18 protein-coding genes are annotated in these 23,631 nt (G+C 65.0%); 6 read left to right on the top strand and 12 right to left on the bottom strand.

Translation table 11 applies throughout. The features are described from left to right. Positions 1-60: 60 nt before the first annotated feature. A complete protein-coding gene (locus F2P46_RS18715; RefSeq protein ID WP_166892852.1) occupies positions 61-4,554 on the bottom strand; it encodes a putative Ig domain-containing protein in 4,494 nt (1,497 codons plus the stop codon). Positions 4,555-5,039: 485 nt separating this feature from the next. Here F2P46_RS18715 and rpoH point away from each other — a divergent pair, with 485 nt between their 5' ends. The 5 genes from rpoH (at position 5,040) to ggt (ending at position 9,911) form a co-directional block, all read left to right on the top strand. Next, a complete protein-coding gene (gene rpoH, locus F2P46_RS18710) occupies positions 5,040-5,939 on the top strand; it encodes an RNA polymerase sigma factor RpoH (RefSeq protein WP_166892849.1) in 900 nt (299 codons plus the stop codon). Positions 5,940-6,182: 243 nt separating this feature from the next. Beyond that, positions 6,183-6,674 carry a PEP-CTERM sorting domain-containing protein gene (locus F2P46_RS18705; RefSeq protein WP_166892846.1) on the top strand — a complete coding sequence of 164 codons (492 nt, stop codon included), beginning with the start codon at positions 6,183-6,185 and terminating at the stop codon, positions 6,672-6,674. A gap of 157 nt (positions 6,675-6,831) precedes the next feature. After that, a complete protein-coding gene (locus F2P46_RS18700) occupies positions 6,832-7,563 on the top strand; it encodes a PEP-CTERM sorting domain-containing protein (protein ID WP_166892843.1) in 732 nt (243 codons plus the stop codon). A 155-nt stretch (positions 7,564-7,718) separates the two neighbouring features. Next, complete coding sequence (locus F2P46_RS18695) at positions 7,719-8,156, top strand: hypothetical protein (protein WP_166892840.1); 438 nt, start codon at positions 7,719-7,721, stop codon at positions 8,154-8,156. A 6-nt stretch (positions 8,157-8,162) separates the two neighbouring features. Then, positions 8,163-9,911 (top strand): gamma-glutamyltransferase, encoded by a 1,749-nt coding sequence (gene ggt / locus F2P46_RS18690; RefSeq protein WP_166892837.1) that lies wholly within the window; start codon positions 8,163-8,165, stop codon positions 9,909-9,911. A 45-nt stretch (positions 9,912-9,956) separates the two neighbouring features. Here the strand turns inward: ggt and F2P46_RS18685 are convergent, their stop codons facing one another. The 11 genes from F2P46_RS18685 to F2P46_RS18640 all read right to left on the bottom strand — a co-directional run bounded on the left by F2P46_RS18685 (position 9,957) and on the right by F2P46_RS18640 (position 22,565). Next, positions 9,957-10,487, bottom strand: coding sequence for a PEP-CTERM sorting domain-containing protein (locus tag F2P46_RS18685; protein ID WP_166892834.1), 531 nt, complete (start codon positions 10,485-10,487; stop codon positions 9,957-9,959). A gap of 85 nt (positions 10,488-10,572) precedes the next feature. Beyond that, a complete protein-coding gene (locus F2P46_RS18680; protein WP_166892832.1) occupies positions 10,573-11,949 on the bottom strand; it encodes a hypothetical protein in 1,377 nt (458 codons plus the stop codon). Then, positions 11,946-12,356 (bottom strand): hypothetical protein, encoded by a 411-nt coding sequence (locus tag F2P46_RS37755; RefSeq protein ID WP_229509345.1) that lies wholly within the window; start codon positions 12,354-12,356, stop codon positions 11,946-11,948. The genes F2P46_RS18680 and F2P46_RS37755 overlap by 4 nt, the downstream gene beginning before the upstream one ends. Further along, entirely contained in the window at positions 12,281-12,739 is a 459-nt protein-coding gene (locus F2P46_RS37750) for an ATP-binding cassette domain-containing protein (protein ID WP_229509344.1), read from the bottom strand. Before F2P46_RS37750 ends, F2P46_RS37755 begins: the two co-directional genes overlap by 76 nt. Beyond that, positions 12,736-13,134 (bottom strand): GntR family transcriptional regulator, encoded by a 399-nt coding sequence (locus F2P46_RS18670; RefSeq protein WP_166892829.1) that lies wholly within the window; start codon positions 13,132-13,134, stop codon positions 12,736-12,738. The genes F2P46_RS37750 and F2P46_RS18670 overlap by 4 nt, the downstream gene beginning before the upstream one ends. 251 nt (positions 13,135-13,385) lie before the next feature. Then, complete coding sequence (locus tag F2P46_RS18665) at positions 13,386-13,922, bottom strand: PEP-CTERM sorting domain-containing protein (protein WP_166892826.1); 537 nt, start codon at positions 13,920-13,922, stop codon at positions 13,386-13,388. 195 nt (positions 13,923-14,117) lie between these two features. Beyond that, positions 14,118-19,280: a RecQ family ATP-dependent DNA helicase gene (locus tag F2P46_RS18660; RefSeq protein WP_166892823.1), complete on the bottom strand. Its 5,163-nt coding sequence runs from the start codon at positions 19,278-19,280 to the stop codon at positions 14,118-14,120. A gap of 206 nt (positions 19,281-19,486) precedes the next feature. Further along, positions 19,487-20,068: a TerD family protein gene (locus F2P46_RS18655; RefSeq protein ID WP_166892820.1), complete on the bottom strand. Its 582-nt coding sequence runs from the start codon at positions 20,066-20,068 to the stop codon at positions 19,487-19,489. A gap of 17 nt (positions 20,069-20,085) precedes the next feature. Continuing rightward, positions 20,086-20,781, bottom strand: coding sequence for a TIGR00266 family protein (locus F2P46_RS18650; RefSeq protein WP_166892819.1), 696 nt, complete (start codon positions 20,779-20,781; stop codon positions 20,086-20,088). A 62-nt stretch (positions 20,782-20,843) separates the two neighbouring features. Beyond that, on the bottom strand, positions 20,844-21,419 hold the full coding sequence (locus tag F2P46_RS18645) for a TerD family protein (RefSeq protein WP_166892816.1): 576 nt from the start codon (positions 21,417-21,419) through the stop codon (positions 20,844-20,846). 108 nt (positions 21,420-21,527) lie between these two features. Next, the gene (locus tag F2P46_RS18640) at positions 21,528-22,565 is read right to left on the bottom strand and encodes a DUF475 domain-containing protein (protein ID WP_166892813.1); all 1,038 of its coding nucleotides are present in this window, start codon (positions 22,563-22,565) and stop codon (positions 21,528-21,530) included. A gap of 105 nt (positions 22,566-22,670) precedes the next feature. Here F2P46_RS18640 and F2P46_RS18635 point away from each other — a divergent pair, with 105 nt between their 5' ends. Continuing rightward, positions 22,671-23,579 (top strand): LysR family transcriptional regulator, encoded by a 909-nt coding sequence (locus F2P46_RS18635; RefSeq protein ID WP_166892810.1) that lies wholly within the window; start codon positions 22,671-22,673, stop codon positions 23,577-23,579. The last annotated feature ends 52 nt before the right edge of the window (positions 23,580-23,631 follow it).

Here is a 23,631-nt window from a genome sequence, read left to right as displayed (position 1 = left end):
CGCTTGCGCGGCCATCAAGACAATCGAAGGGGCCGCGCCATGCGGCCCCTTTTGCATGGTTTAGATCAGGAACCCGGAACCGTCGGCCAGGTTGATCGCAGAGCTCAGGTACTGGCCATCGCCGAAGCTGCTGCTGCCGATGATGCTCAAGGCCGGTACCTGGGCCACATTGGCCAGGGTGCCGGCCGTGGCGTACTGCTGCGCCAGGTCGCCGCCGATGGCCATGTTGCCGCTCGCCTTGATCCAGGTGCCGGCCAGCTCGGGCGCCAGGCTCCAGCTGGCCAGCGCCGGATCGGCCAGCACCGCCTGCTCGAACTTGCCGGCCAGCGCATCGAAGTTGAACAGCTGGATTTTCTGGCTGTTCATGGCAAGCGGCGAAGCGGCCAGGAAATCGCTGGTGCCGCCGATGAAGATCTGCAACTTGCCCACGCTGTGGCTGCTGGCCGATGCGAACCAGTTCTTCAGGTTGATCTGCTCGCCGGCGCCGGTACCGAACACCAGGTCGCTGCCCACTTTCGTGAACGTCAGGTCGGCATAGGTGATGCCGCGACCCAGCGAAATCACATTGTCCGCAACGCTGCCGGGGGTGACCGTATCGCTGCCGTCGCCACGGTTGAAGGCGATGATGTCGATCCCGTTGCCGGTCGTGATGATGTCGTTGCCGGCGCCGCCGATGTACATCTCGTTACTCGCACCGCCGCTGAGCGTGTCGACGCCGCTGCCGCCGTCGAACAAGCCCTTGCCCATGGTATCGACCAGGCTGTCGTTGCCGGCTCCGCCCTGCAACAGGTCGTTGCCGCCGTTGCCGCTGAGGAAGTTATTCCCGCTATTGCCGTACAAAACGTTGTCGGTGCCGTTGCCGTAGCCGGCCAGCGCGCCGGCGCCGCCCAATACCAGTACCTCGGCATTGACGGGCAGGGTGTAGCCGACCGAGACCACCACCGTGTCGCGCCCTTCGTTCGCCAGTTCGACCACCTGGTCGCCCGCCGCATCGACCAGGTAGCGGTCGTCGCCGGTGCCGCCGGCCATGCGGTCGGCGCCCAGGCCGCCGTCGAGCACGTCGTTGCCGCCCAGTCCGTTGAGCTGGTCATTGCCGGCCTGGCCCGACAAGGTGTCGCCGGCCGACAAGCCGTTAAGCACATCGGCATCGATCGTGCCGGCCAGGTTGCGCACCGCATCGGCCGCGATGGTGAGCTTGAAACCGATGGCGCCGTTCGCGCCAAAGCTATCGGTCGCGCCCAGCACCAGCGACAGGCTTGCCGCGGCCCCGGCCAGGGGCGTGCCGGACAGGGTGCGGGTGAGCGGATCGAAGCTGAGCCACGACGGCAAGGCGGCGCCGCCCGACTGGCTCAGCCTGTAAGTGACGGCATCGCCGTCCGGGTCGACCAGGGTGCGGGCCGGCAGCACGCTGGAAAACGGCGTATCGAGCGCGGCGTTGAGGGTGCCGGGCGCCTCGGTCGCCGCCGGCGCCCGGTTGGCATTTTTGACGACGATATCGATGTTGCTCGAGACCGTCAGGCCACCCTGGTCGGTGGCCGTCGCCACCAGCTGGTAGTTGCCTGCACGGTCGTAATCGGTCACGGCCCTCAGCGTTTCCTTGCCGTCGAACCAGAGCCACGAGGGCAGCGCGCTGCCGTCCGCCATGCGCACCTTGATGCTCAGGGTGTCGCCGATGTCGGCGTCGGCAAAGGTCGGCGTGCGCACGCTGAAGCCGCTGTTTTCGTAGGTCGTGATGGGCTTGAGCGCCAGCGCGACGGTCGGCGCCCTGTTGCCTGCGCCCACGGCCAGGATGAAGTCATCCGTGGCATGCAGCCCGGCCGGGTCTTTCGCGGTCACGCGCAGCGGGTAGCTGGACTGCACGCCCTGCGGGACCATGCCCTCCAGGATGCCGCTGGCCGCATCGAAATGGAGCCAGTCGGGCAGCGCCAGGCCATTGCTTTGCGCCATCATCAGGCTCAGCACGTCGCCCGCGTCGGGGTCGCTGAACATGCCCAGTGGCAGGCTCAGCTTGAAATACTTGCCCGGCGTCATAGCCTGGTCGGCCAGCGCCAGCTTGAGCTGGGGCGCCTGGTTGAGGTAATCGCTTGGGTAGCCGACACTGCCGTCGGCAAAGTCGATGCGCTTGATGGCGCTCTCCGTGCCCGGCGCGCCACCAGTGCTGAGCAGGATGACGTCGCCCTGCTTGCCATAGGCGAGCTCGAGACTGTTGCCCATCGGCGTCAGGCGCAGGTCGGCGGACGTGATGCCGGCGCCGAAGCGCAGTGTGTTGCCCACGCCGCTGGTCTCGCGCGTGTCGACCAGCAGGTCGCGCCCGTCGCCCAGGTTGAACACATAGGTATCGGAGCCGCTGCCGCCGGACAACTGGTCGTTGCCGCGTCCGCCGATCAGGGTGTCGTCGCCGCCCTTGGCATCGACGATATCGTCGCCGCCCCTGGCGTCAATGGTCTCCTTGCCATCGGTGCCGACCAGGGTCTCGCTCATCTCGCTGCCCTGGTTCACGCGCTCGGCAATGGCCGCCGCATCCCACTTGCTGCCGTCGGCGAAGCGGATTTCTTTCAACCGCATATTGGTGTCGTACATCGGGTCGTTCCAGACGTAGGCCTGCAGCGTGATTTGCTGGCCCGGCGCGCCGTCGACCGTCAGCACCAGGTCGTCGACCCCGCCGCGGTTGATGCGCTGCAGATGCACTTCCTCGGGGCGGATGCCATCGGCAAACGCGATGGTGTGGTAGCGCAGCTCCGGCGTCCTGAGATTGTTGAAGATCATGTCACGGCCGTCGCCGCGCGCGAACACATAGGTGTTGTTGCCGAAATTATCGTCCAGGTAGTCGTCGCCCTGGCCGCCGTTGAGGGTATCGTCGCCCTCGCCGCCGAGCAGCGCATCGACGCCGGCGCCGCCCAGCAGCAGGTCGTTGCCCTGCATGCCATGGAGTATGTCGTTGCCGCCACGACCGTCGATACGGTCGTGGCCGGCGGTGCCGCGAATCTCATTATTCTCTTCATTACCGGTCAGCAGCACACTGTCGATGAACGCTTTGTCCCAGCGGGTGCCGTCGGCGAACTGCAGCGCGATGGCAGGCCCTTGCGCGTCCATCGGCGGAAAATAGGCGGCCACCCGCAGGCTGGCTCCCGCGCCGCCCACGTTGATCAGCAACTCGGGGCCCTGGCCGCCATTGCTGCGGGTCAGTACGATATCGGCCGCGCCGATGCCCTCTTCCAGCAGCACCGTGGTGACGCCGCCGCCCCCGTACATCGGGAGCATCTCGTCATGACCGGAGGCGCGTCCGAACAGCAGCGTCGCGCTGCCCTCGCCGATCATGATGCGGTCGTTGCCGGCGCCGCCGTCGGCGACATCGTTGCCCTGGAAGACATCGAGCATGTCATTGCCGTCGCCGCCGATCAGCAGGTCGTCGCCGTTCTGGCCGGCCAGGGTATCGTCGCCCGCGCCGCCGCGCAGGACGTCACTGCCATAGGTGCCATTCAGAAAATCGGCGCCGTCGGTACCGGTGACCGTGTTGACCGGCATGCCGCCGTAGGCCCGCATGTCGATCATCGACTTGTTCATCACGCTGCCGTCGGCGAAGTGAATGCTCACCGTGCGCGGCGCAATGAAATAATCCTTGACCGTCAGGCGCTCGCCGCTCAACGGCAGTTCCAGCACCAGGTCCGGGCTGTCCGGGCTGGTACGCAGCACCGTCAGGGTAGCGGCCTGGACCCCGGCCTTCATATCGATGGTCAGCACATCCCCCTGGCCGTACTTGGGCGCGACGATGGCATCCTGGCCGCTGCCATAACCGAAGCGGTAGGTGTCGTAGCCGCCTTCGCCGTGGAGCAGGTCGTTGCCGGCGCCGCCGTCGAGAAAATCGTTGCCGAAGCCGCCGACCAGGCTGTCGTCGCCGCTGCCGCCAAGCAGCACATCGTTCAACGGGGAACCAAACAGGGTATCATTGCCGCTGCCGCCGAGCAGCACGGACGGACCGAGGGCGAACAGCATGTCGTTGCCGCCGGCGCCGTCGAGAAACGGACCATTCACCTGGTTATCCTGGTCGTCGAGCACCAGCATGGGGCGGTCCTGCATCAGCAGCCTGGTCTGGATCGCCTGGATATCCCAGCCGGCGCCGTCGGCGAAGCGGATGGTGCTGATCGGATAGCCCCAGGTCACGCCGCCGTTGTACGACATGTCTTCACCGAAAAAACGATGCATGGTCAAGCGGTCCTCGGTACCGGCGATGGCGAGCACCAGATCGTCGTTGTAGCGGGTCAGGCGCAGGTCGGACGCGGACACGCCCTCGCCCAGTTGCAGCACATTCATGCCGGCATCGCGCGGGCCGCCATGGACGATGATGTCCTCGCCGGCGCCACGCCCCCAGCGGTAGGTATTGGCGCCGAAGGAGCCGTCCAGGATATCCTTGCCGGCGCCGCCGTCGAGGGTGTCGTTGCCGTCGCCGCCGAACAGGAAGTCGTCACCGCCTTTTCCGTTGATCACCTCCGGCCCCGATCCGCCATTCAGTTGGTTGTTATTGTCGTCGCCGTCAATGATGATGATCGGAGTCATGGTGTCTTTCAAAAATGTTGAGATGTCATTGTTTTAAAGAAATTCTTTCACCCTGTCAATACAAGTTCTTAGATTTGCATTTATCCGTCGCGGGTACGCAACGACGCCGCCGCGCCGCCAGCGTGTGTGACCGTACAGAGGCCCGCGTCGCGTTGCGCGATACTGGCGCCTGGCATGGAAGGGCTGCGCCGGCGCAAACACATGGCGATCCGCCCCAGGCTTTGCTTGATCCGTATCAAGGCGTAAATCCAGTCCTCCACTAGAGTGAAACTTGCCAATTTATGGTTGCCTCTAAGTAATAACATTTCGCTATCACCGCCATACATTCTGCACATTGGCACTCCTCCGCAGAGAGTGCTAATATAGGGACTTGCATGGCGGGGAAGACCCGAAGCCACCGCTGGCATCAGATCGCAACAGTCGCCCCGGAGCCGTCTCCGGCCCGGGCATTCGATGATGCAGCACAGAACTCTACGAGGAAATACATGATGACGTTGTCCGCACAATCCGCATTGGTTCCGACCGGCAATCGTGCTTTAGGACTCGGTTTCACCGGCAACCTGGGCAATATCGACGCCTATATCTCGGCGGTGAACCGCCTGCCGATGCTGACCCACGAAGAAGAGATTTCCCTGGCCCAGCGCCTGCAAACGAACAACGACCTGGCCGCCGCGCAAGAGCTGGTGCTGTCGCACCTGCGCCTGGTGGTGTCGATCGCGCGCGGTTACCTCGGCTATGGCCTGCCGCACGCCGACCTGATCCAGGAAGGCAATATCGGCCTGATGAAAGCGGTCAAGCGTTTCGACCCGGACCAGGGCGTGCGCCTGGTGTCGTACGCGATGCACTGGATCAAGGCCGAGATGCATGAGTACATCCTGAAGAACTGGCGCCTGGTCAAGGTCGCCACGACCAAGGCCCAGCGCAAGCTGTTCTTCAACCTGCGCAGCAACAAGCAGGGGCTCGACGCCATGAGCCCGAGCCAGATCGATGCGCTGGCCAAGCTGCTCGACGTCAAGCGCGAAGAAGTGATCGAGATGGAAACGCGCCTGTCCGGCCGCGACATCGCGCTCGAAGCGCCGACCGACGACGAAGACGACAAGTTTTCGCCGATCGCCTACCTGTCGTCGGACCTGTCCGAGCCGACCAAGGTGCTCGAAGCCGAACAGGTCACGCGATTGCAGTCCGAAGGCCTGGAAACCGCGCTGGGCAAGCTCGACGCCCGTTCGCGCCGCATCGTCGAAGCGCGCTGGCTGGCCAACGACGACGGCTCGGGTGCGACCCTGCACGCCCTGGCCGACGAGTTCGGCGTCTCGGCCGAGCGCATCCGCCAGATCGAAAGCGCGGCGCTCAAGAAGATGAAAACGGCACTTTCCGCATTTATCTGAGTAGAGTGCACGTCCGGCGCCCCGCGCCGATGCCGCCTGGTGTAGACTAGGCGGCATTTTTTTTGTCGGTACAATTCATCAAGCTTGTACAAGTCAATACACTTGATTACATATTTATAATTCGACTTTGACGTATCATGCATACCGTGCCGATGTGCGAGCGCGGCAATACTGGGCCCCGAGCGCTGCCCTGCGCGCCGTCACAGCCTTTTTCACAGCTAAACATGAATAGGTAGTCTGCAAATGAAATACTTAACATGGACACGACCTCTGGCCGCCCTGCTGCTGGCGCCCGGCCTGGCCGGCGCCGCTCCGGCCCTGATCGAGTCCCCTGCCCTGAATAATGTGAGCAAACACTATGCCAGCCATGCCGGCATCGAACTGGCCGACGTGCGTTCCAGCCGCGGCCTGGCCGACGTCACCCGCGCCATGCACCTGCGCCCGGGCGACGTGCTGGGCGAAAACAAGCACGATGTCGCCAGCGCCCTGAGCGTGGTTGCCAGCAGCAATCTGAGCGCCTGGAGCACGCCCACCCTGCGCCAGGCTTACCCGGACGTGCGCACCAGCTTCGACAAGCAAGCGCGCAGTGCCTTCGACACGGCCGGCACGCGCGCCAGCGTGGCCTCGCAATCGGTGCCGGAACCGGAAACCTACGTCATGCTCGCTGTCGGCGTGGCCGTCATCGTCCTCACGCGCGGCACCCGCAAGCGCCTGCAGGACAGTCTCGACGCGTAAGGCCGGGCCGCCGCGATCCTGCCGGCGGCGCCTGTTGGCCCCAATACCTTTCTTACAATGTTGTCCTATGACGTGCGGGTAGCCCTCGATTATGATGGCAACTTGAAAACGCCGTGGGGCGTTCATCGATGTGATGACATGAAAAGGAATGGGACCAATGAACTTGATTACATTGCAGATGGGTGCAGTCGCGCTGGCTTTCGCGTCCGCTACCGCAACGGCGGCGCCGACCGTCATCGAAGCTAAAACCTTCACTTTCAGCAATCCTGATTCGCACCTGGCCGACGTGCTGGTATCCGACACCGGCAGCGCGACGACCATCCGTTTCAGCGATTTTGCCAGCAGCATGGCCGTCAAAAGCAGCGAGGCCGACGGCACTGACTACTCGGGCGAGATGAGCTTTGCCGCGCGGTCGGGCTACCTGATCACCGGCTATTCCTTTTCCGCCACCTTCGCCGGCACGCTCGACGCCGCCGTACCGCCGGGCGGACTGGCCGGGGCCGGCACAGCGAGCAACCGCGGCTCGGTCAGCCTGTTCGCCAGCGGCGCCGACAACTGGAGCCGCAACGGCAACCGCCAGGTCAAACTGCTCAATGGGAACGACGCCTTCGTCTTCAACGCGGGCAACATCATGCTCACGCAGATGAGCATGTCCCTGAACGGCAGCATGACCGTGTTCGCCACGCCGGCCAGCTGGACCACGCCGGACGGCGTCGTCCACAGCCAGGATTCCCTGGCCGGCCTGACCCTGCTGAACCCGACCCTGACCGTCTACACCAGCGCCGTGCCGGAACCGGAAACCTACGCCATGCTGGCGCTGGGCCTGGCCGTGATCGGCCTGACCCGCCGCACCCGCCGCCGCCTGCAAGAAAGCATCGCGCAGGCGTAATTTCCCACGGGCCAGCTCCGGCTGGCCCGGCGTTTATCCATCGCAACGCAAGCGTGCGGCAGCCCGGGCGCGCGCCGGCTCGTCAATTGCGCGGCCACACAGTGGCGAAATTGATATGATCTATGATCGGCTTTCCCACTATTGAGGAGCCCATCATGAACAAGCTGCTTTTCGCGTTCGCCGCCGCCTGTATATTTACCGGGTGCACCGCCGCGCCAATGAAGGATCCGCCGAAGGAAGCGCCGATGCACCACAAGAACAACCAGACTGTTGCCTTGTTGCCGCAGACCAGCACCACGCTGGCGCCGGACACCGTCCTGCGCTTCGAGCGCGTCGACGACAGCCGCTGCCCGCCCGACGTGTTTTGCATCACGGCCGGCAAGATCGTCTACCACTTCACCCTGATCTTTCCCACCGGCCAAGAACCGTTCGACCTGGAACCGGCCGAGCCGACCTACATCTCGGTGCAGCGGCCCGACCTGGTCATTGCCCTGGCCACGACCCCGCCACCACCACGGCCCACCAGTGCGCCGCCGGCCCCGCCGTCAGCGGTGCGCCTGACCATCAGCCAACCTCCCACCGAAAGCCGATAAATCCACATGAGCCACCCCGCCCGCCGCTTCGCCCTCGCCTGCACCATCGTCCTGATCATTCCCCTGGGCCATGCCAGGACCCCGGTGGCCAGCGGCACCGGCGGCGCGGTCGCCACCATCAGCGAACAAGCGTCGCAGTCGGCCATGGCGATCCTGAACAAGGGCGGCAACGCGGTCGACGCGGCCGTTGCGGCGGCCGCCACCCTGGGCGTGACCGATCCCTACAGCTGCGGCATCGGCGGCGGCGGCTTCATGATGATTTACCTGGCCAAAGACAAGCGCGTGATCACGGTCGACCACCGCGAATCGGCGCCAGGCAGTGTGAGTCCCAGCGTATTCCAGGAAAACGGCAAGGACAGCGACCTCGACACCACCATCGCCAGCGGTGCCTCGGTCGGCGTGCCCGGCACCGTGCGCGGCTGGCACGAAGCACTGAGCCGCTACGGCACCATGTCGTTCAAGCAGGTGCTGGCGCCCGCCATCGGCGTGGCCAGCAAGGGTTTTCCGGTGAGCGAGAACTTCAGGCGCCTGAGCGCCGAAAACCAGAAAAAGCTCCAGATGTTTACCAGCAGCAGCGCCTTGTACTTCAAGGATGGCAAGCCGCCGGCGCTCGGCGCCGTGCTGAAAAACCCGGGCCTGGCCAGGGCCTACCGCGACATCGGCGCGCAAGGCCAGAAAGCCTTTTACCAGGGCCCGATGGCGCGCGCCATCGTCGAGGCCGTGGCCCGGCCGCCGGTGGCGCCCGGGGTGCGCGTGCGCGCCGGCACGCTGAGCATGGCCGACCTGGCCAACTACGAAGCGCGCATCCGCCAGCCGCTCAAGACGACTTACCGCGGCTACGAGATCGTCGGCATGCCCTTGCCGAGCAGTGGCGGCATCGCCATCGGCGAAGCGCTCAACCTGCTCGAAGGCTACAAGCTCAAGGCCCTGCCGCGCGCCAGCGCCGAGCATCTGACCATGGAAGCGAGCCGCCTGGCCTTTGCCGACCGCAACGCCTACCTGGCCGATCCCGAGTATGTGGACGCGCCGGTGGCCGGCCTGCTCAGCAAGGAATACGCGGCGCGCCGGCGCACCGCCATGAACGCCGAGCGCGCCGGGCCCAAGGTGCTGGCGGGCGACCCGTATCCCTTCCAGAACGACCCCAGCGTGCCGCAGCGTCCGCAGGCGGCGCGCCTGATGGCCGAGAATGCCCACACCACCCACCTGGCCGTGTCCGACAAGGAGGGCAATATCGTCGCCTACACCTTCACCATCGAATCGTGGGGCGGCAGCGGCATCGTGGTGCCCGGTTACGGCTTTTTGCTCAACAACGAAATGACCGATTTCGACTTCGGCGGACCGCACCCCAACGTGCCGGAAGCGGGCAAGCGCCCGCGCAGCAGCATGGCGCCGACGATGGCATTCAAGAATGGCAAGCCGGCCTTTACGGTGGGCAGTCCGGGCGGCGCGACCATCATCACCACCGTGCTGCAAACCATCGTCAATTACATCGACTTCGGCATGCCGATGGACAAGGCCATCAACGCTGCGCGCCTGAGCCAGCGCAACGATGCGCTAACCGAAACGGAACCGGGTTTTGCCGGCAGCGCGCAGGCGCTGGCGCTGGAAAAGCTCGGCTACAAGTGGAATCCCAAGATCGAAGAAATCGGCGCGGCCAACGCCATCGTGTTCCATGCCGACGGCACGGTAACGGCCGTCAGCGAAGGCAAGCGCCACGGCGTGGGCAGCGCCCTGGTGCAGAAGAGCGCGCACTAGCGCAGGCAGGCGGCCGGCCGCACAGGCCGCCGCCGACCTCAGCTCTTAAACGGACTTGCGGCGACGCGCGACAGCACCGAGGGCCAGCAGGCCCGCGCCCAGCATCAGCCAGGTTTGCGGCTCGGGCACGGCGCTCACTTTAAAGGTCACGTCCGAAGTCCAGCGGCCGCCGCCAATGTACGGCTCGCCGCCGCCATATGCGCCTGAGAAGAATCCGTAACTGTGCCCCGTGCGTACGGACTCCGAAGAATAAGACCACTCCGTATCTGTTCGGCGGTTAATGTCGAACTCCGGAGCACTGCCCGGCACCCACGAGAAACTGTAGATGGAGCAGCCGGCGCAGGTCGGATAGTCGTAGCCGCGATAGGAAAACGACTGCAATTCGGATTTGTCGAACTTGCCGTCGGCGTTCACGTCGTTCACCGTAAAAGTGCCCTGGAGCGTGGCGTCGAAGGGACTGCCACTTTCGATACCGAGGAAGCCGCCGGTAAAAGTCCAGTCATACGATTGGATGGCTGCCTGGGCCGGGGCAAGGAACATGAAAGCGGTTGCTGCGCATGCGATGTAACGTAACATTTTTGTTCCTGTGATGTTGTAAAAGTTTACATTGTAGCAGCGAACTTACGTTGCACACACAACCATAAATACGATATCAAGGAGTTCAAAAGCTCGGGAAGGCGGGCGGCGCCGTCGCCATGCGCAGCCAGCAATGGCGCGCCCAGGCGGCGCCGGCCAGCAGCGTCACGGCCCCGATCATGCACCAGGTGGCGTTGTCGAAGCGACCGCTCAGGGCGGCGTATTGCAGTGCCGAGGCGGGAAGCAGCCAGAGCGTGCAAGCACCCAACACACCGTTCCGCGCAGCGGCGCCCCCCGCGTAGTGACGCAAGGCCAGCGCGCTGGCGCCAATACCGAGGCAACATGCCGGCAGCAGCCGCGCCACTTCCGCCAGGCTGGCGCCGATACCGAACGTCAATGCCAGGGTGAGCACGCTGATGATGGCCCAGCAGCCGGCCAGGCGGCCGAGCAAGGCGCGCGCCAGCACCGCGTTCATGGTACTGGCGCCGGGAGCGCGCGGCGCCAGGCGCAGCAAGGACTGTTGGGCGCGGGTTCGCCGGAACGCCCACACCAGGGCGTGCGGCAGCGCCGCCTGCAACAACAGTGCGGCCGCCATCAGCGCCGGCAGCGCCAGCACGAACGATGTCCCCTTTGACCAGCCGAGCGCCCCGGCCGCCACGCCGATGGCGCTGACGCAGACGGCCCCGATCAACCAGCCGCGCTCCAGGCGCAGCGCCGGGCCGAGCGCGTGCAACAGCAAAGGGCCAGCCGCGCCGCGTGCGCAATCGCGCCGCAGTGCGCGCGCATAGGCGCCCCCGGCCCGCCCGCCTGGCGTGCGGCCGGCCAGCGCCGGCGCGCGCAGCGGCCAAGGGCTGCGCAACAGGCGACGCGTCAAGGCGTACCCCACAACAACACAAAACAGGGCCCCGACGGCGCTCAGCAAGTCCACGCTCAACACCTGCTCCGGCAAGCCGGGAACCAGCCATGACACCACGCCGGGCAGGAACAGCGTGGCGCAAACGAGGTAGCCCAGCAGCGGGAACACCACCATGAGCGCGAAATAGCTCATGACCGTACAGACGATCACCAGGGTCGGGATCACCGGGGCGCCGGCCAGCACAAACAGCCCTGTCAGCACGCTGGCGACCGACAGATAGACCAGCGCCAGCAGGCGCAGCGAACGCCGCGCCAGATCAGGCACCAGCTTGCTCGCGACATGGTTTTGCTGGACCATCGACGCCAACAGCAGGCCCCACCACAACAGCGACAGGAGCGCCAGCGGAATGCCAGCGCCCAGTCCGATGGAGCGCCGCCACTGTCCGCTCAGCGTGCCGGCCACGAGCGGCGTCACCAGCATCGCCGCCAGGAACAGCCAGCTCAGCCCATTGCCGCCGAGGCTGGTGCGGCCGCGGATGGCGGCCATCGCGATGGCGCCGCTGGCGCGCCACTCGGCGCCGGCATCGTCGATACGCAACGCGCTCATTGGGTCACCGCCACGAACAGGTCTTCCAGGCTGAGCGCTTCCAGCCGCAGCGCCGGCTCGCGCGCGGCCCGGGCCTGCAAGCCTGCGCCGGCCGCGCTTGTGATGACTTGGGTGAAGCCATCGTGCGTGCTGGTGCGGCGCAGTTCGCCGTCAATCACCAGGGTCGCCAGCAGTGCGCTCGGGCCGCTGACCCGGCGCGCATTCTCCAGCAACGCGTCGAGCGTGCCCTGCAGCACGATGTTGCCATCCTTGAGAAATGCCACGTCCGGCGCCACCCGTTCCAGGTCCGACAAAATGTGCGTCGAGAACACCACCGTGGTGCCGCGCTCGATCACATCGTCGACCAGCTCGCGCAAAAAGTCGCGCCGGCCGACCGGGTCGAGCGCCGACACAGGTTCGTCCAGCACCAGCAGGTCCGGGTCGTGCGCCAGGGCGCCAGCAACTGCGTCACGCGCGCCGCATTCCAGCGCGGGTACAGCGCTTCGAAGTACGCCAGCATCTGGCGCGCCGTCATCCATTCGAACAAGTCGCTCGCCTGCGGCACGTAGCCGATGCGGGCGCGCGCGGCGGACGACAGGTCGGCGACCGCTTCGCCGAAGGCGGTGACGGTGCCGCCATCGCTCTCGCGCAGGCCGAGCAGGCATTCGAGCAGGGTCGACTTGCCGGCGCCGTTGCGGCCCAGCAGGCCGACTACCTGGCCCGGCCGCACTTGCCAGTCGAGCGCGTTGAGGACGGGCTGGTCGCCGAAGTGCTTGCTCAGCGCCGAGGCGTGCAGGATGGGGGCGGTCATGGGGTGTCTTTCATTATTTGGGTGAACAGGGCAAGGACGGTAGCGGGATCGAGTTCGAGCTGGCGCGCTTCGAGCGCGGCGCGTTCCAGGGTCGGGCGCAGCAACTGGGCGCGCTGCGCCAGGCTGTGGCCGGACGGCGGCGCTTCGGCCACCGTCATGCCGAGGCCGCGCCGGCGCGTGAGCACGCCTTCGGTTTCGAGCAGGCCCCAGGCTTTCGAGACCGTCATGGGATTGACGGCCAGGGCCAGCGCGACTTCGCGCACGGACGGCATGGCGTCGCCCGGAGCGAGCTGGCCGCCGGCGATCAGGCGCCGCGCCTGGTCCACCAGTTGACGGTAGATCGGCTCGGATGACCCGGTGGCGATCGAGAACAGATGGGCTAAAGGGCTGGTCATATCAGTCTAGTGTATTAATTAACTAATGCAGTATACGGAGCAAACGGCCTGGTCAAGTTTTTCCGGCAATCTTCTTGTTTGGTGTCAGGCCTGACGGGGCGAACCCACGGAAAGCCAGATCTGGCGGCGGGTTCGGATTTACCAGGGAGGGCGACGCTACACCGCTAACGCTTTCGGCCAGCAGCGCACGGTCGGGGCGTTACCCGGTTGCCGGATTGCGCCGGCAACTTCTTCAAGTGCGCCCGGAAGGCTCAACCAACCTTGCGGCGGCGCGCGGCAGCACCGATGGCCAGCAGGCCCGCGCCCAGCATCAACCAGGTTTGCGGCTCGGGCACGGCGCTCACTTTCCAGGTGACGTTCGGGGTCCAGTCACCACCGCTACTGTACGGCTCGCCTTGACCATAGACGCCTCCGAAGTCCCTGAAGCTGACCCCCGTGCGTAAGGAGTAGGAATAATAGTACGGCCCAGTATAGTTTGAACGGGAAATGTCGAACTGCGGTGCACTGCCCGGTACCCACAAGAAGCTGTTGATTGCGCACTCGGCACAGTTCATATATTCGTCGCCGAAATAGGAAAGCGACTGCAATTCGGATTTGTCGAACTTGCCGTCGGCGTTCAAGTCGTCCACTGTGAACCAGCCCTTGAGCGTGGTGTCGCGGGGAAGTGAGCCGCCAGTGTCGGGATAGGCGAAGCCGCCGGTGAAACTCCAGTTATACGATTGCAGGGCCGCCTGGGCCGGCGAAAGAAACAGGAAGGCCGTTGCTGCGCATGCGAGATAACGAAACATGTTTAGTCCTATAATGTTATAAAAATATCTATTATAGAGGCGAGGTTATGGAGCCAGTGCATTTTTTGTGTCATGGTTGTTGTCAGGTATTGACACTTCGCCATTGCCTGGACGGTGGCGATGCGGGCCCGGGGCTTCACTGCAGAGGCCGTGTCCGTTTGTCAGACCTGGCACCGGCGTTTGGCGTCAGCCGGTTCAGATGTCGAAGACGAGTTCCGGCAGCACCACTTCCCATTGGTCGCAGCGGGCCAGACGGCGGTAATCGGTGTCGTCGTCGGCAGCCTGGCGAACCAGGATGGCCGCGACCCGTCCCGCGCTCCAGCGCAGATTGTGCGGCGGCTTGAATGAGCGGGCCAGCTGGCCCACCACCACCCCGTCGAGCGTGACCAGCTCCCACTTGGCTTTGCCCTCGCGTAGCAGCAGCGGATCGTCGATCCGCAGCGCCCCGATGGCGCGATGGACCGGGTCGCCCGGCGCCATCCGGCCGACGAAGCCGATGTCGACATCTTCCAAGCTTAGCTGCAGATAGCGGCGCCGCAGCGCACCCGGCGGCGCAGCCAGCGCCACTGGCGCGCGGCGCAGCAGGCATGGGGCGTCGTCCAGTGCGTCGAGCAGGCTGGCCGGACGGCTGCGCGATGGCGCAAAGCGCGCCAGCGTCAGCGTCTGGCGTGCGCGCGTCATCGCCACGTAGTAAAGGCGGCGCGGCGCATCGGCGTCGTCGTTGCTACTAAGCGCGGTCCAATCGCCATCGGCCACGGCGACGTGCTCGAACTCGAGCCCCTTGGCGCGGTGCGCCGTCAGCAGCAGTAAGCCGGTCTGGCGCCGGCGCGCTTCGCGGCCCCATTCGGCCAGCCATTCGATGAAGTGCGCCACCGGCAGTTCGGCGCCGCCCGTCTCGAGCGCGTATTCCTGCACCGCCTGGCGCAACAGGGCAAGCCAGGTGCCGTGCGGCTGGGTGTCCAGCCAAGCCTCGATGGCTGCGGTGTCGACCAGCGCAGCGGCGTCCTGGCGCAGCGACCGCACCAGCGCCTGGGTTTCGCGCAGGCGCCAGAATTGTGCGGCTTCTTCGTTGGCCAGCTGCACCGGAATGGCGTTCATCATGCAAAAGCTGCGCACCGGTTCCAGGGTTTTCCATTCGCGCGCGATGACCGCCACACCGGCCCAGTCCCAGCCGGGATCGAGCGCGGCCAGGCGCTGCAATTCGGCCATGATGGCCAGCGCCTGGCTGGCGTTATCCACGCCGGCGTCGATGATCTGCACCCGGCCGCGCCCGACCGCGTCGCGCGCATGCCACGCACCGCCCGCGTCAAGCTTGCTGCGCGCGCGGTCGATGCTGATCGGGTTCTGGTTTTTCATGCGCGCGCAAGCCGGCGCGATCAGCAGGTTGGACGCGTCGATGATGTGCCGCGTCGAGCGGTAGTTCTCGGTCAGGTAGGCCGGCCTGGCGCTGTAGTCCTGTTCGAAGCGGCGGATGAAGTCGACCGAGGCGCCGTTGAATGCGTAGATGTTCTGGTCGTCGTCGCCGACCGCAAACAGGGACAGGCGCGCATCCTCGTCGGCGCTGTTGCGCCCCGCCAGCGCCGAGATGAGCGCGTACTGGTCCGGTCCGATGTCCTGGTATTCGTCCACCAGAATCCAACGGAAGGCGCCGAGCAGGCGGTCGCGCTGCTCGTCCGCTTCCTGCGGCGCCAGGCCGGTTCCGTTCAACAGGGCCACCGCCTGCGGAATGACTTGCCTGAGCAGGTCGTCGGCGGCGCCGGGGTGCTTGTCGAAGCTGATGCCGGCCAGGCGCATCGCCAGCGCGTGGCAGGTTAGTACGATCACGCCGGCGGCTTCGCGCCCGATCAGGGCGGCCAGACGGCGCCGGATTTCGACGGCGGCGTGGCGGTTATAGGTCAGCACCAGGATCGCGCGCGGATTTTCGCGCCGCACCCGCACCAGGTAAGCGATGCGGTGCACCAGCACGCGCGTCTTGCCCGAGCCGGGGCCGGCCAGCGCCAGCACGTTGGTGCGTTCGCGGTCGTCGGCCACGATGCGCTGCTGGGCGCTGTTATTGAGGCTCTCGACAATCGCGCGCCACGAGGCCGGCGTGGTCTGGCGCTCCAGTTCCTTTTCGCGCGCCGGCAGCCATTGCGCGATGAACTGATCGCGCTCCATGCCGAAGTAATCCATCGCCAGTTGCAGCGCGTCGGCCATCTTTTGCAGGCCGCGCTGCACGTATTCGGCCATGACGTGGATCTGCACCACCTGTTCACTGTAGTGCAGCTGCAGCGGCGCGAAGTCGGCCTTGTAGAAGCCGCGCCGTTCGGGCGCCAGGCGAATCGTCATCGCCGGGCGGAACACCGCCATGCCCTTGTTCAGGCGGATCACGCCCTGCTCGTGCAGCCACAGTAGGCCGCGGTCGACCAGCCTGGGGCACGACTTGGCCCGGCCCGCCAGTTCCAGGTCGCCCTCGATGGCCGCGAGCAGCTGGCCGAGCGTGGTGCTGGCCAGTTGGTCGTTGCCGCGGGCGCTGGGCGGCAGGCTGGCGAGCAGGTGCCGCAGTAGCGCGCCAGCGCCGTCGCGGCGCAGGGCGGCGGTGCTGGCGACCTGATTCCAGCTGCGTTGCAGGGTGACCTGCACGCTTTCGGCGTCGAGCTGGCGCACGCCCACACTGCCGACGCCATCGTCGCCATGGCCGTCGTTGGCGATGCTGCGCACGATGCGCAGCAGCTTGTCGGGCAAGGCCCAGTTCAGGCCCGCGTCTTTCAGGCGCGAGCTGGCGTGGCGCAGGTGCAGCACCGAGGAGCCGCCCTTGGCCAGGTCGGGCGCGCCTTCGCGCATGGCGTCCAACAACGCTTCTTCGAGCGCGCAGCTTTGTTCGAACAGGCGCCTGGACGACATCTCCACCGCCACGTGCACGAAAGCGGTCAGCGCGGTGTCGTTGCTGGCGATCTTGTACTGCTCCAGCTCATACAAGGCGGCGCGCACCTTCTCGGCCGACAGGCCCGAAGCGTTCATCAATTCGTCGGTGGAGATGCCTTCGTCGGCGTCGGCGCCGATCAGGGCCTCCACCAGCGCCAGCAAGGCCGTGCGATGCTCCTGGAACAGCGGATAGGCGGCCAGCTTCTCGCGCGCCTGCTCGAGCGTGGCCACACGCAGCGAGGATGGGAAGATCTGCACCTGGTTTTCTTCGCGCGTGAGCAGCCTGGCTTCTTCCAGCCAGGCGATGGCGGTGCGCACGCGGGTGTCGTCGGTGGCCGAGTCGCGCGCAAAGTCGCCGTCGGCGTCTTCGGTCAATATCTCGCCGGCGGTGGCGATGATGTCGGCGTCGCCATGTTTTTTGCGCTCCAGGCGCTTGATCGCCTTGAGCACCACCTGGATATCCTGCTGCGACAGGCGCGAGCGGGCCGACATGGCGAACTGGCGCTCCACATCTTCCACCGTGTAGAGCAGCACGCACTGGGCCGCGCCGCAATCGCGCCCTGCGCGCCCGGCTTCCTGCAGGTAGTTTTCGAGGGAGCCGGGAATGTCGGCATGGATCACCAGGCGCACGTCCGGCTTGTCGATGCCCATGCCGAAGGCGTTGGTGGCGACCATGACTTTGAGCTCGCCGGCGATGAAGGCTTGCTGGCGGTCTTTCTTGTCGCGCCCGCGCAGGCCGGCATGGAAGTGCGCCGCGCCTACCTCTTTCTGGCGCAGGAAGGCGGCGACTTCCTCGGTCTGTTTTTTGGTGGCGCAGTAGACGATCGCGCCGCCGGGCGCGTGCGCTGGCAGTTCGGCGTCGAGCAGTTGATGGATGTGCGCGAATTTTTCGGCCGGGGTGGTGGGCACCACCGAGAACGACAGGTTGACGCGACGCGCACCGCCATCGAGCACGATCAGGTCGATCCCGACTTTGTCGCGAAAGTGGGCCAGCATGTCGGCCACCACGTCCGGTTTGGCGGTGGCGGTCAGGCACAGCACCGGGGCAATGTCGCCCTGCCCGGCGCGCTCGCGGATGAAGCGGCCGACGTAGCGGTAGTCGGGGCGGAAATCGTGGCCCCATTTCGAGATGCAGTGCGCTTCGTCGAGCACCCAGGCGCCGATCTCGCGCTGTTCCAGCACGCGCCGCACGCCGGGGCTGCGCAGTTGTTCGGGCGAGACGATGACGATGCCGGCGTCGCCCAGGCGCACCCGCTCCAGCGCGGCGGCCCGTTCGGGAATCGACAGCAGGCCGTTGATCGCCACCGCGCAGCCGATGCCGCGCGCTTCCAGGCCCGCCACCTGGTCGGCCATCAGCGCCACCAGCGGCGAAATGACGACCGTCAGCGCGCCGGTCTTGTCGTAGCGCGACAGGGCAGCAATCTGGTAGCACAGCGACTTGCCGGTGCCGGTGGGGAGGATGCCGAGCACGTGGCGTCCGCGCATGGTGGCGTCGACGATCGCTTCCTGCAAGGGGCGGCCGTGGGCGTCGCAGGGTTCGGGGCGAAAGGCGGTCATCGTCGGGAACCAGCGCTTCAGTTCCGCCAGCGGGTTGTGGCGCGCGCCGCACCAGGCGCAGGCCGGGTCGCTGCAGGCCTTGTCGCGCAGGCGTCGCACCAGTTGCGCCGCTTGCGGGAACTGGTGGCGCACCCAGGGCGGCATGACGGAGCTGGCGCCAGCCACCGAGAGCCAGGCCAGTGCGTAGGCCAGCGCCCAACCGAGGGTGGGCGCGTCGGCGGCGACCGCCGCCGCCTCGGTCATGCAGGCCTGGCCGTCGAGGCGGCTCAGGATGGCGGCAATGGCGTCGGCATCGTTCGGGCGCGTGTTGCGGCGCACCATCATGAACAGGGAATTGAGACCCGATAGCGTCCCGGCATCGGTGGTGAGCCAGTGCCAGGCCAACAGCAGGGCGGGCGCGCTGTCCTGCATCTCGCGCAAGGCGGCCAGCTGGTCGGTGAACACCTGCAGGGTCAGGCGGGCGTCGCGCTCCGGGTCGTTGAGCTTGCCGCGCTGCAGTTGGCCTTGCTTGTAATGCTTGACCAGGTGATGGTAAGGATGGCGCGGAAAGGCGAGCGGATTGAGGCGCAAGGTGTCGACCATCGGCAGCTTGAGCAGGCGTAGTTGCGGCGCCACGGCGGCCAGGTGCGGCGCGTCGAATGCGAGCAGGTTGTGGCCGAGCAGGAAGGCGACCGGGTCGGCAAAGTCGTCGAGCCGCGCCAGCGCCTGCGCCACATCACCGTTGGTGAAGACGAAGGCCTCGCCGGTATCGCCGCGCACGGCGGCGAACTGGTGGATCAGGCCGTCCTTCAAGCCCACTTCCAGGTCGATCGAGAGACAGCGCGGGGCGATGGCGGTGGCGGCGCCGGTCGATGGCGATTCCTGGCGCGCGGGCGCGCCGGTCGTTTCAAGGGTCATACAACGCTTTGCAATGAAAATGGTCGCATCGCGGGTGTGTTCCTCGCTTGCTGTTCCGAGCGCGATTCTAGCAGCGCGGTGTTGATCGATGCGCAAAAAAAAAAGCGCCCCGCGCCAAAAACCCGCATCGCATACGGATGGGTTTGGTGCGGAGCGCCGGTCGCGCAAGGCGCCTTGCCGGGATGGAACCCGGCCGGCGCAAACAATTACAGGTGCGGCGTGATCTTCGGCATCAGCTCGTCGAAGGTACGGCCGCTGCCGTTTTCGCCGATCGCGTGCATCTTCCACTCGCCGCCATGACGGTACAGCTTGGCCATGATCTGGGCCGTGTGCTCGCCCTGCACCGACAGGTTAAAGCGCGCCACTTCCTTCTGGTCGGCGCCGTTGATGATGCGGCAGTAAGCGTTTTCGACCTGCGCGAAGTTCTGGCCGGTGAAGCTGTTCACGGTAAACACCAGCGACTTGACGGTGGCCGGCACCTGGGTCAGGTCGACCAGGATCTGCTCGTCGTCGCCGTCGCCGGCGCCGGTGCGGTTATCGCCCGTGTGCACGATGCTGCCATCTTTGCTCTTGAGCTGGCGGAACCAGACCACATCGACCGGGCTGCCGCTCTCGTCGAACAAGAGGCAGGAAGCGTCCAGATCGACCGTTTGGGTCTTGCCGCCAAAGCCGAACAGGCCCTTGGTCTTGATAGCATCCCATCCCAGGCCCATGGTGATGCGGGTCAGGGTGCTGCCGGCTTCTTTATCCAGAGAAATTTTCTGGCCTTTTTGCAGATTGACTGACATGGTATGACTCCTTGGTTTTAGCGCGCGCGGCCTGCCGCCCAGGCTTGGAACGAGGCACGGTTGCGCGAACAAATATAGACTTTGCCATTGCCGGAGAAGCGTAGCACGATGCCCTCCCCGCTGGTCTGGCTGTTGATCAGATTACCTAAAAAGCCGCCGCTGGTGCCGGTGGTAAGCGACGGCGTGTACTGCAGGCTGCTGTCCCAGGCGACCACGTGCGAATTATCGATCGTGATGTCCTTGCCCTTCTCCACCATCAGCTCATGCATCGAGCCGAAGCCGGACACGACCACCTGGCCGGCGCCGCTGGTCTCGGTGACGAAAAAGCCGCCGCTGTCGGCGAACAGCGCATTGCCGAGGCTTTGCGTGCGCACCTTGAGTTCGACCCTGGCGCTGGCCGCGACAAAGGCGCCATCGCTGAGCAGGTAGTGGCGCTGGCCGACGTCGATGATCTGCATCGCGCCCGGCAGGGTCGGGGAAAGCAGGCAATCGCCATCGCCGCGCAACGCTTCGATGTGCTGCTGGAAGAACGATTCACCGTTGGCGAAGCGCCGCATCAGCGCGCTGGCGATGCCGCCCTGCATCTTGCCCTTGAGGTCAAGCGCGGACTCCATCATCACCATCGCGCCCGATTCGCAGTAAATCGTCTCGCCGCGCGTCATGGACACGTGCAGGAAAGGATCGATATCGCCTGTGATGGTAAAAACTGGCATGTTCACTCCGTATTGCGGCCCGCGCCGCTGATTAAATACACCTGCGCGGGCCGCACAACAAGTTAAACGTTGACGCCGAAACTCGTTGCCAGAGGACCCAGGCCACCCTGGAAGCCCTGGCCGATGGCGCGGAATTTCCAGTCGCTGCCTGCGCGGTAGACTTCACCGAAGATCATGGCCGCTTCCGTCGAGCCGTCTTCCGACAGGTCGTAGCGGGCGATTTCGGCGTTGCCGGCGGCGTTGACGCAACGGACGAACGCTTTCGATACCATACCGAAGTTCTGGCGGCGTGTCTCGGCATCGTGAATCGTCACGGCCAGCACGATCTTGTCGATATCGGCCGGCACATTGGCCAGGTCGATGGTCACGTTTTCGTCGTCGCCGTCGCCGGCGCCGGTTTTGTTGTCGCCCGAGTGGGTGATCGAGCCGTCAGCCGATTTCAGGTTGTTGTAGAAAATGAAGTCGGCGTCGGAACGGACCTTGCCGCTGGCGCCCAGGAGGAATACAGCGCCGTCCAGGTCGAACGCGCTGCCGTCGGTGGCGCGCGTGTCCCAGCCGAGGCCGACGATCATCTTGGTCAGGCCGGGTGCTTCTTTACTCAGGTTGACGTTACCGCCTTTTTGCAAGCTGATAGGCATACTTTGTTCTCCAAAAGTTGTTAAGACAATGAACACCGGGGAATGACGCGGCAAACTGGTGTTCTTCAGTTTGCCGCCTTTGTATTACTCAGCGCTTAACGACGTCAATTACGCCGCCAGCTGCAGTTTCTTGTGCTGCACCGACGACCACAGCGAGGCGACGATAAAGGCCACGCCAATCAGGCCGGTGAAGATTTCAGGTACATGGAACTTCATGCTTGCCAACATAATCAGCGCCAGGATACCGATCGCATAGTGTGCGCCGTGCTCCAGGTACACGAATTCGTCGAGCGTGCCCTTCTTGACCAAAAACACCGTCATCGAACGCACGAACATCGCACCGATCGCCAGGCCGAGCATGATGATCACGACGTCGGTGGTGATCGCAAACGCACCAATCACGCCGTCGAAGGAGAACGAAGCATCGAGCACTTCCAGGTACAGGAAACCACCGATACCACCGCGCTTGACCATGTCGCCGACATTGCTGCCTTCGGCTTCATCGCCTTCGAGCAGGCTGCTGATCGTGTCGACACCGACGTAAATCAGGATACCCCACAGGCCAGCCATCAGCACGACCATCTTTTGCGCTTCGGCGACCATCGTCATGCTGGCCATCAAGGTACCGAGTGCAATCATCACCGAAATCGAGCCGACTTTACCAAGCGCGCCGAGCTTTTCTTCGATGCGGCCGAGCCAGTGGGTTTCTTTTTCATCGTCCAGCAGGAAGTTCAGGAACACCAGCAACAGGAACATACCGCCAAACGCCGCCACTTCCGCATGGTGCGCCGTCAGGTGCGCCGAGTACGCTTTAGGATCGGACAGGGCCAGGTTCCACACTTCAATAATGCCCAGGTCGGCAGCTTGCGCCACGATCACCAGCGGGAACAGCAAACGCATACCGAACACGGCGATGATGATACCGACGCCGAGGAACAGCTTTTGCCAGTAATCGTCCCAAGTCTTGAGCACCGAGGCGTTCACGACCGCGTTATCGAAGGACAGCGACACTTCCATGATGCCCAGGATGGCCGCCACGCCCAGCGCCGAGAACATGCCGCCGATCCCGTGGTGCTGGTAGCCCCACCACCCGGCCACCGCAAGGCAGACGAAGGTGACTAAAAATGAAATTCTGAAATGCTTCATGTGTTGATTTCCCTCATTTGTTATTGTTGATGGATGCAGTGTAGCCGCAAGCAATGCTTTTAAAAATAGGAGATAATCTGAGGATTACTTCTGAAAAACCGAAGAATGAAAAATACTGGAATGAATTTCCGCCATCTGTACTACTTCTGGGTGGTGGCCAAGGAGGGCGGCGTGACGCGCGCCGCCGAACGGCTGGGACTGGCGATCCAGACCATCAGCACCCAGCTCAGCCAGCTCGAGCAGTCGGTCGGCAAGGCGCTCTTCATGCAGCAGGGCCGCGGCCTGCAACTGACCGAGGCCGGGCGCCTGGCGCTGGCCTACGCCGACCAGATCTTCCTGCTGGGCGAGCAATTGCAGGAAGCGCTGGGCGAAGCCGACAGCGGGCGCACCCGGCTCACGGTCGGCATTTCCGACTCCTTGCCGAAGTTGACCGCCTTTCGCCTGTTGGAGGCGACCCTGCATCTGGCCACCCCGGTGCGCCTGGTGTGCTACGAAGACCAGTTCGAAGCCCTGCTGGCCGACCTGGCCCTGCACAAGCTGGACGTGGTGCTGACCGACCGCGCGGTGCGCTCGGGCACCACCTTGCGCGTGTTCAGCCACATGCTGTTCGAAAGCGACACCATTGTAGTGGGCACGCCGGTCCTGGCCGGGGCCTACGCCGAGGGTTTTCCGGGCAGCCTGAACGGCGCGCCCTTCCTGCTGCCCACCCGCAACAACGCCCTGCGCGGACGGATCGACGAATGGTTCGAGCTGCACAATGTGCGGCCGGACGTGGTGGGCGAATTCGAAGACAACGCCCTGCTCAACACCTTCGGGCGACGCGGCGCCGGCCTGTTTTTCGCGCCGGCGGCGCTGGCCGGCGACCTGGCCGACCAGTTCGGCGCAGTGCTGGCCGGCCACGTGCCGCAGGTGCGCGAGCACGTCTACGCCATCTCGAACGAGCGTAAAATCAAGCATCCCGCCGTCGAAGCAATCCTTTCGGCTGTACATCAAGGTGTGTTCAGCACGCCATGAACGGTACAATGTCCATCCCGGTCCCTTGTGGCCAAGCGAAAAACTAACCCTA

The sequence above is a fragment of the Massilia sp. CCM 8734 genome (assembly GCF_011682155.1).
In the GTDB taxonomy this organism is placed as follows: domain Bacteria; phylum Pseudomonadota; class Gammaproteobacteria; order Burkholderiales; family Burkholderiaceae_D; genus Telluria_A; species Telluria_A rubra.
The sequence above is the reverse complement of the archived record's forward strand: the minus strand, read 5'-3'. Positions and strand labels throughout refer to the sequence as shown.

What these genes read in the sequence shown, in the direction of transcription:
- F2P46_RS18640 (WP_166892813.1), bottom strand. Translation starts at nt 22,565, where the DNA reads ATGAAGCATTTCAGAATTTCATTTTTAGTCACCTTCGTCTGCCTTGCG.
- F2P46_RS18700 (WP_166892843.1), top strand. Translation starts at nt 6,832, where the DNA reads ATGAACTTGATTACATTGCAGATGGGTGCAGTCGCGCTGGCTTTCGCG.
- F2P46_RS37750 (WP_229509344.1), bottom strand. Translation starts at nt 12,739, where the DNA reads ATGACCGCCCCCATCCTGCACGCCTCGGCGCTGAGCAAGCACTTCGGC.
- F2P46_RS18685 (WP_166892834.1), bottom strand. Translation starts at nt 10,487, where the DNA reads ATGTTACGTTACATCGCATGCGCAGCAACCGCTTTCATGTTCCTTGCC.
- F2P46_RS18670 (WP_166892829.1), bottom strand. Translation starts at nt 13,134, where the DNA reads ATGACCAGCCCTTTAGCCCATCTGTTCTCGATCGCCACCGGGTCATCC.
- F2P46_RS18655 (WP_166892820.1), bottom strand. Translation starts at nt 20,068, where the DNA reads ATGTCAGTCAATCTGCAAAAAGGCCAGAAAATTTCTCTGGATAAAGAA.
- rpoH (WP_166892849.1), top strand. Translation starts at nt 5,040, where the DNA reads ATGATGACGTTGTCCGCACAATCCGCATTGGTTCCGACCGGCAATCGT.
- F2P46_RS18715 (WP_166892852.1), bottom strand. Translation starts at nt 4,554, where the DNA reads ATGACTCCGATCATCATCATTGACGGCGACGACAATAACAACCAACTG.
- F2P46_RS18695 (WP_166892840.1), top strand. Translation starts at nt 7,719, where the DNA reads ATGAACAAGCTGCTTTTCGCGTTCGCCGCCGCCTGTATATTTACCGGG.
- F2P46_RS18665 (WP_166892826.1), bottom strand. Translation starts at nt 13,922, where the DNA reads ATGTTTCGTTATCTCGCATGCGCAGCAACGGCCTTCCTGTTTCTTTCG.
- F2P46_RS18660 (WP_166892823.1), bottom strand. Translation starts at nt 19,280, where the DNA reads ATGACCCTTGAAACGACCGGCGCGCCCGCGCGCCAGGAATCGCCATCG.
- F2P46_RS18680 (WP_166892832.1), bottom strand. Translation starts at nt 11,949, where the DNA reads ATGAGCGCGTTGCGTATCGACGATGCCGGCGCCGAGTGGCGCGCCAGC.
- F2P46_RS18650 (WP_166892819.1), bottom strand. Translation starts at nt 20,781, where the DNA reads ATGCCAGTTTTTACCATCACAGGCGATATCGATCCTTTCCTGCACGTG.
- F2P46_RS18645 (WP_166892816.1), bottom strand. Translation starts at nt 21,419, where the DNA reads ATGCCTATCAGCTTGCAAAAAGGCGGTAACGTCAACCTGAGTAAAGAA.
- ggt (WP_166892837.1), top strand. Translation starts at nt 8,163, where the DNA reads ATGAGCCACCCCGCCCGCCGCTTCGCCCTCGCCTGCACCATCGTCCTG.
- F2P46_RS18635 (WP_166892810.1), top strand. Translation starts at nt 22,671, where the DNA reads ATGAAAAATACTGGAATGAATTTCCGCCATCTGTACTACTTCTGGGTG.
- F2P46_RS18705 (WP_166892846.1), top strand. Translation starts at nt 6,183, where the DNA reads ATGAAATACTTAACATGGACACGACCTCTGGCCGCCCTGCTGCTGGCG.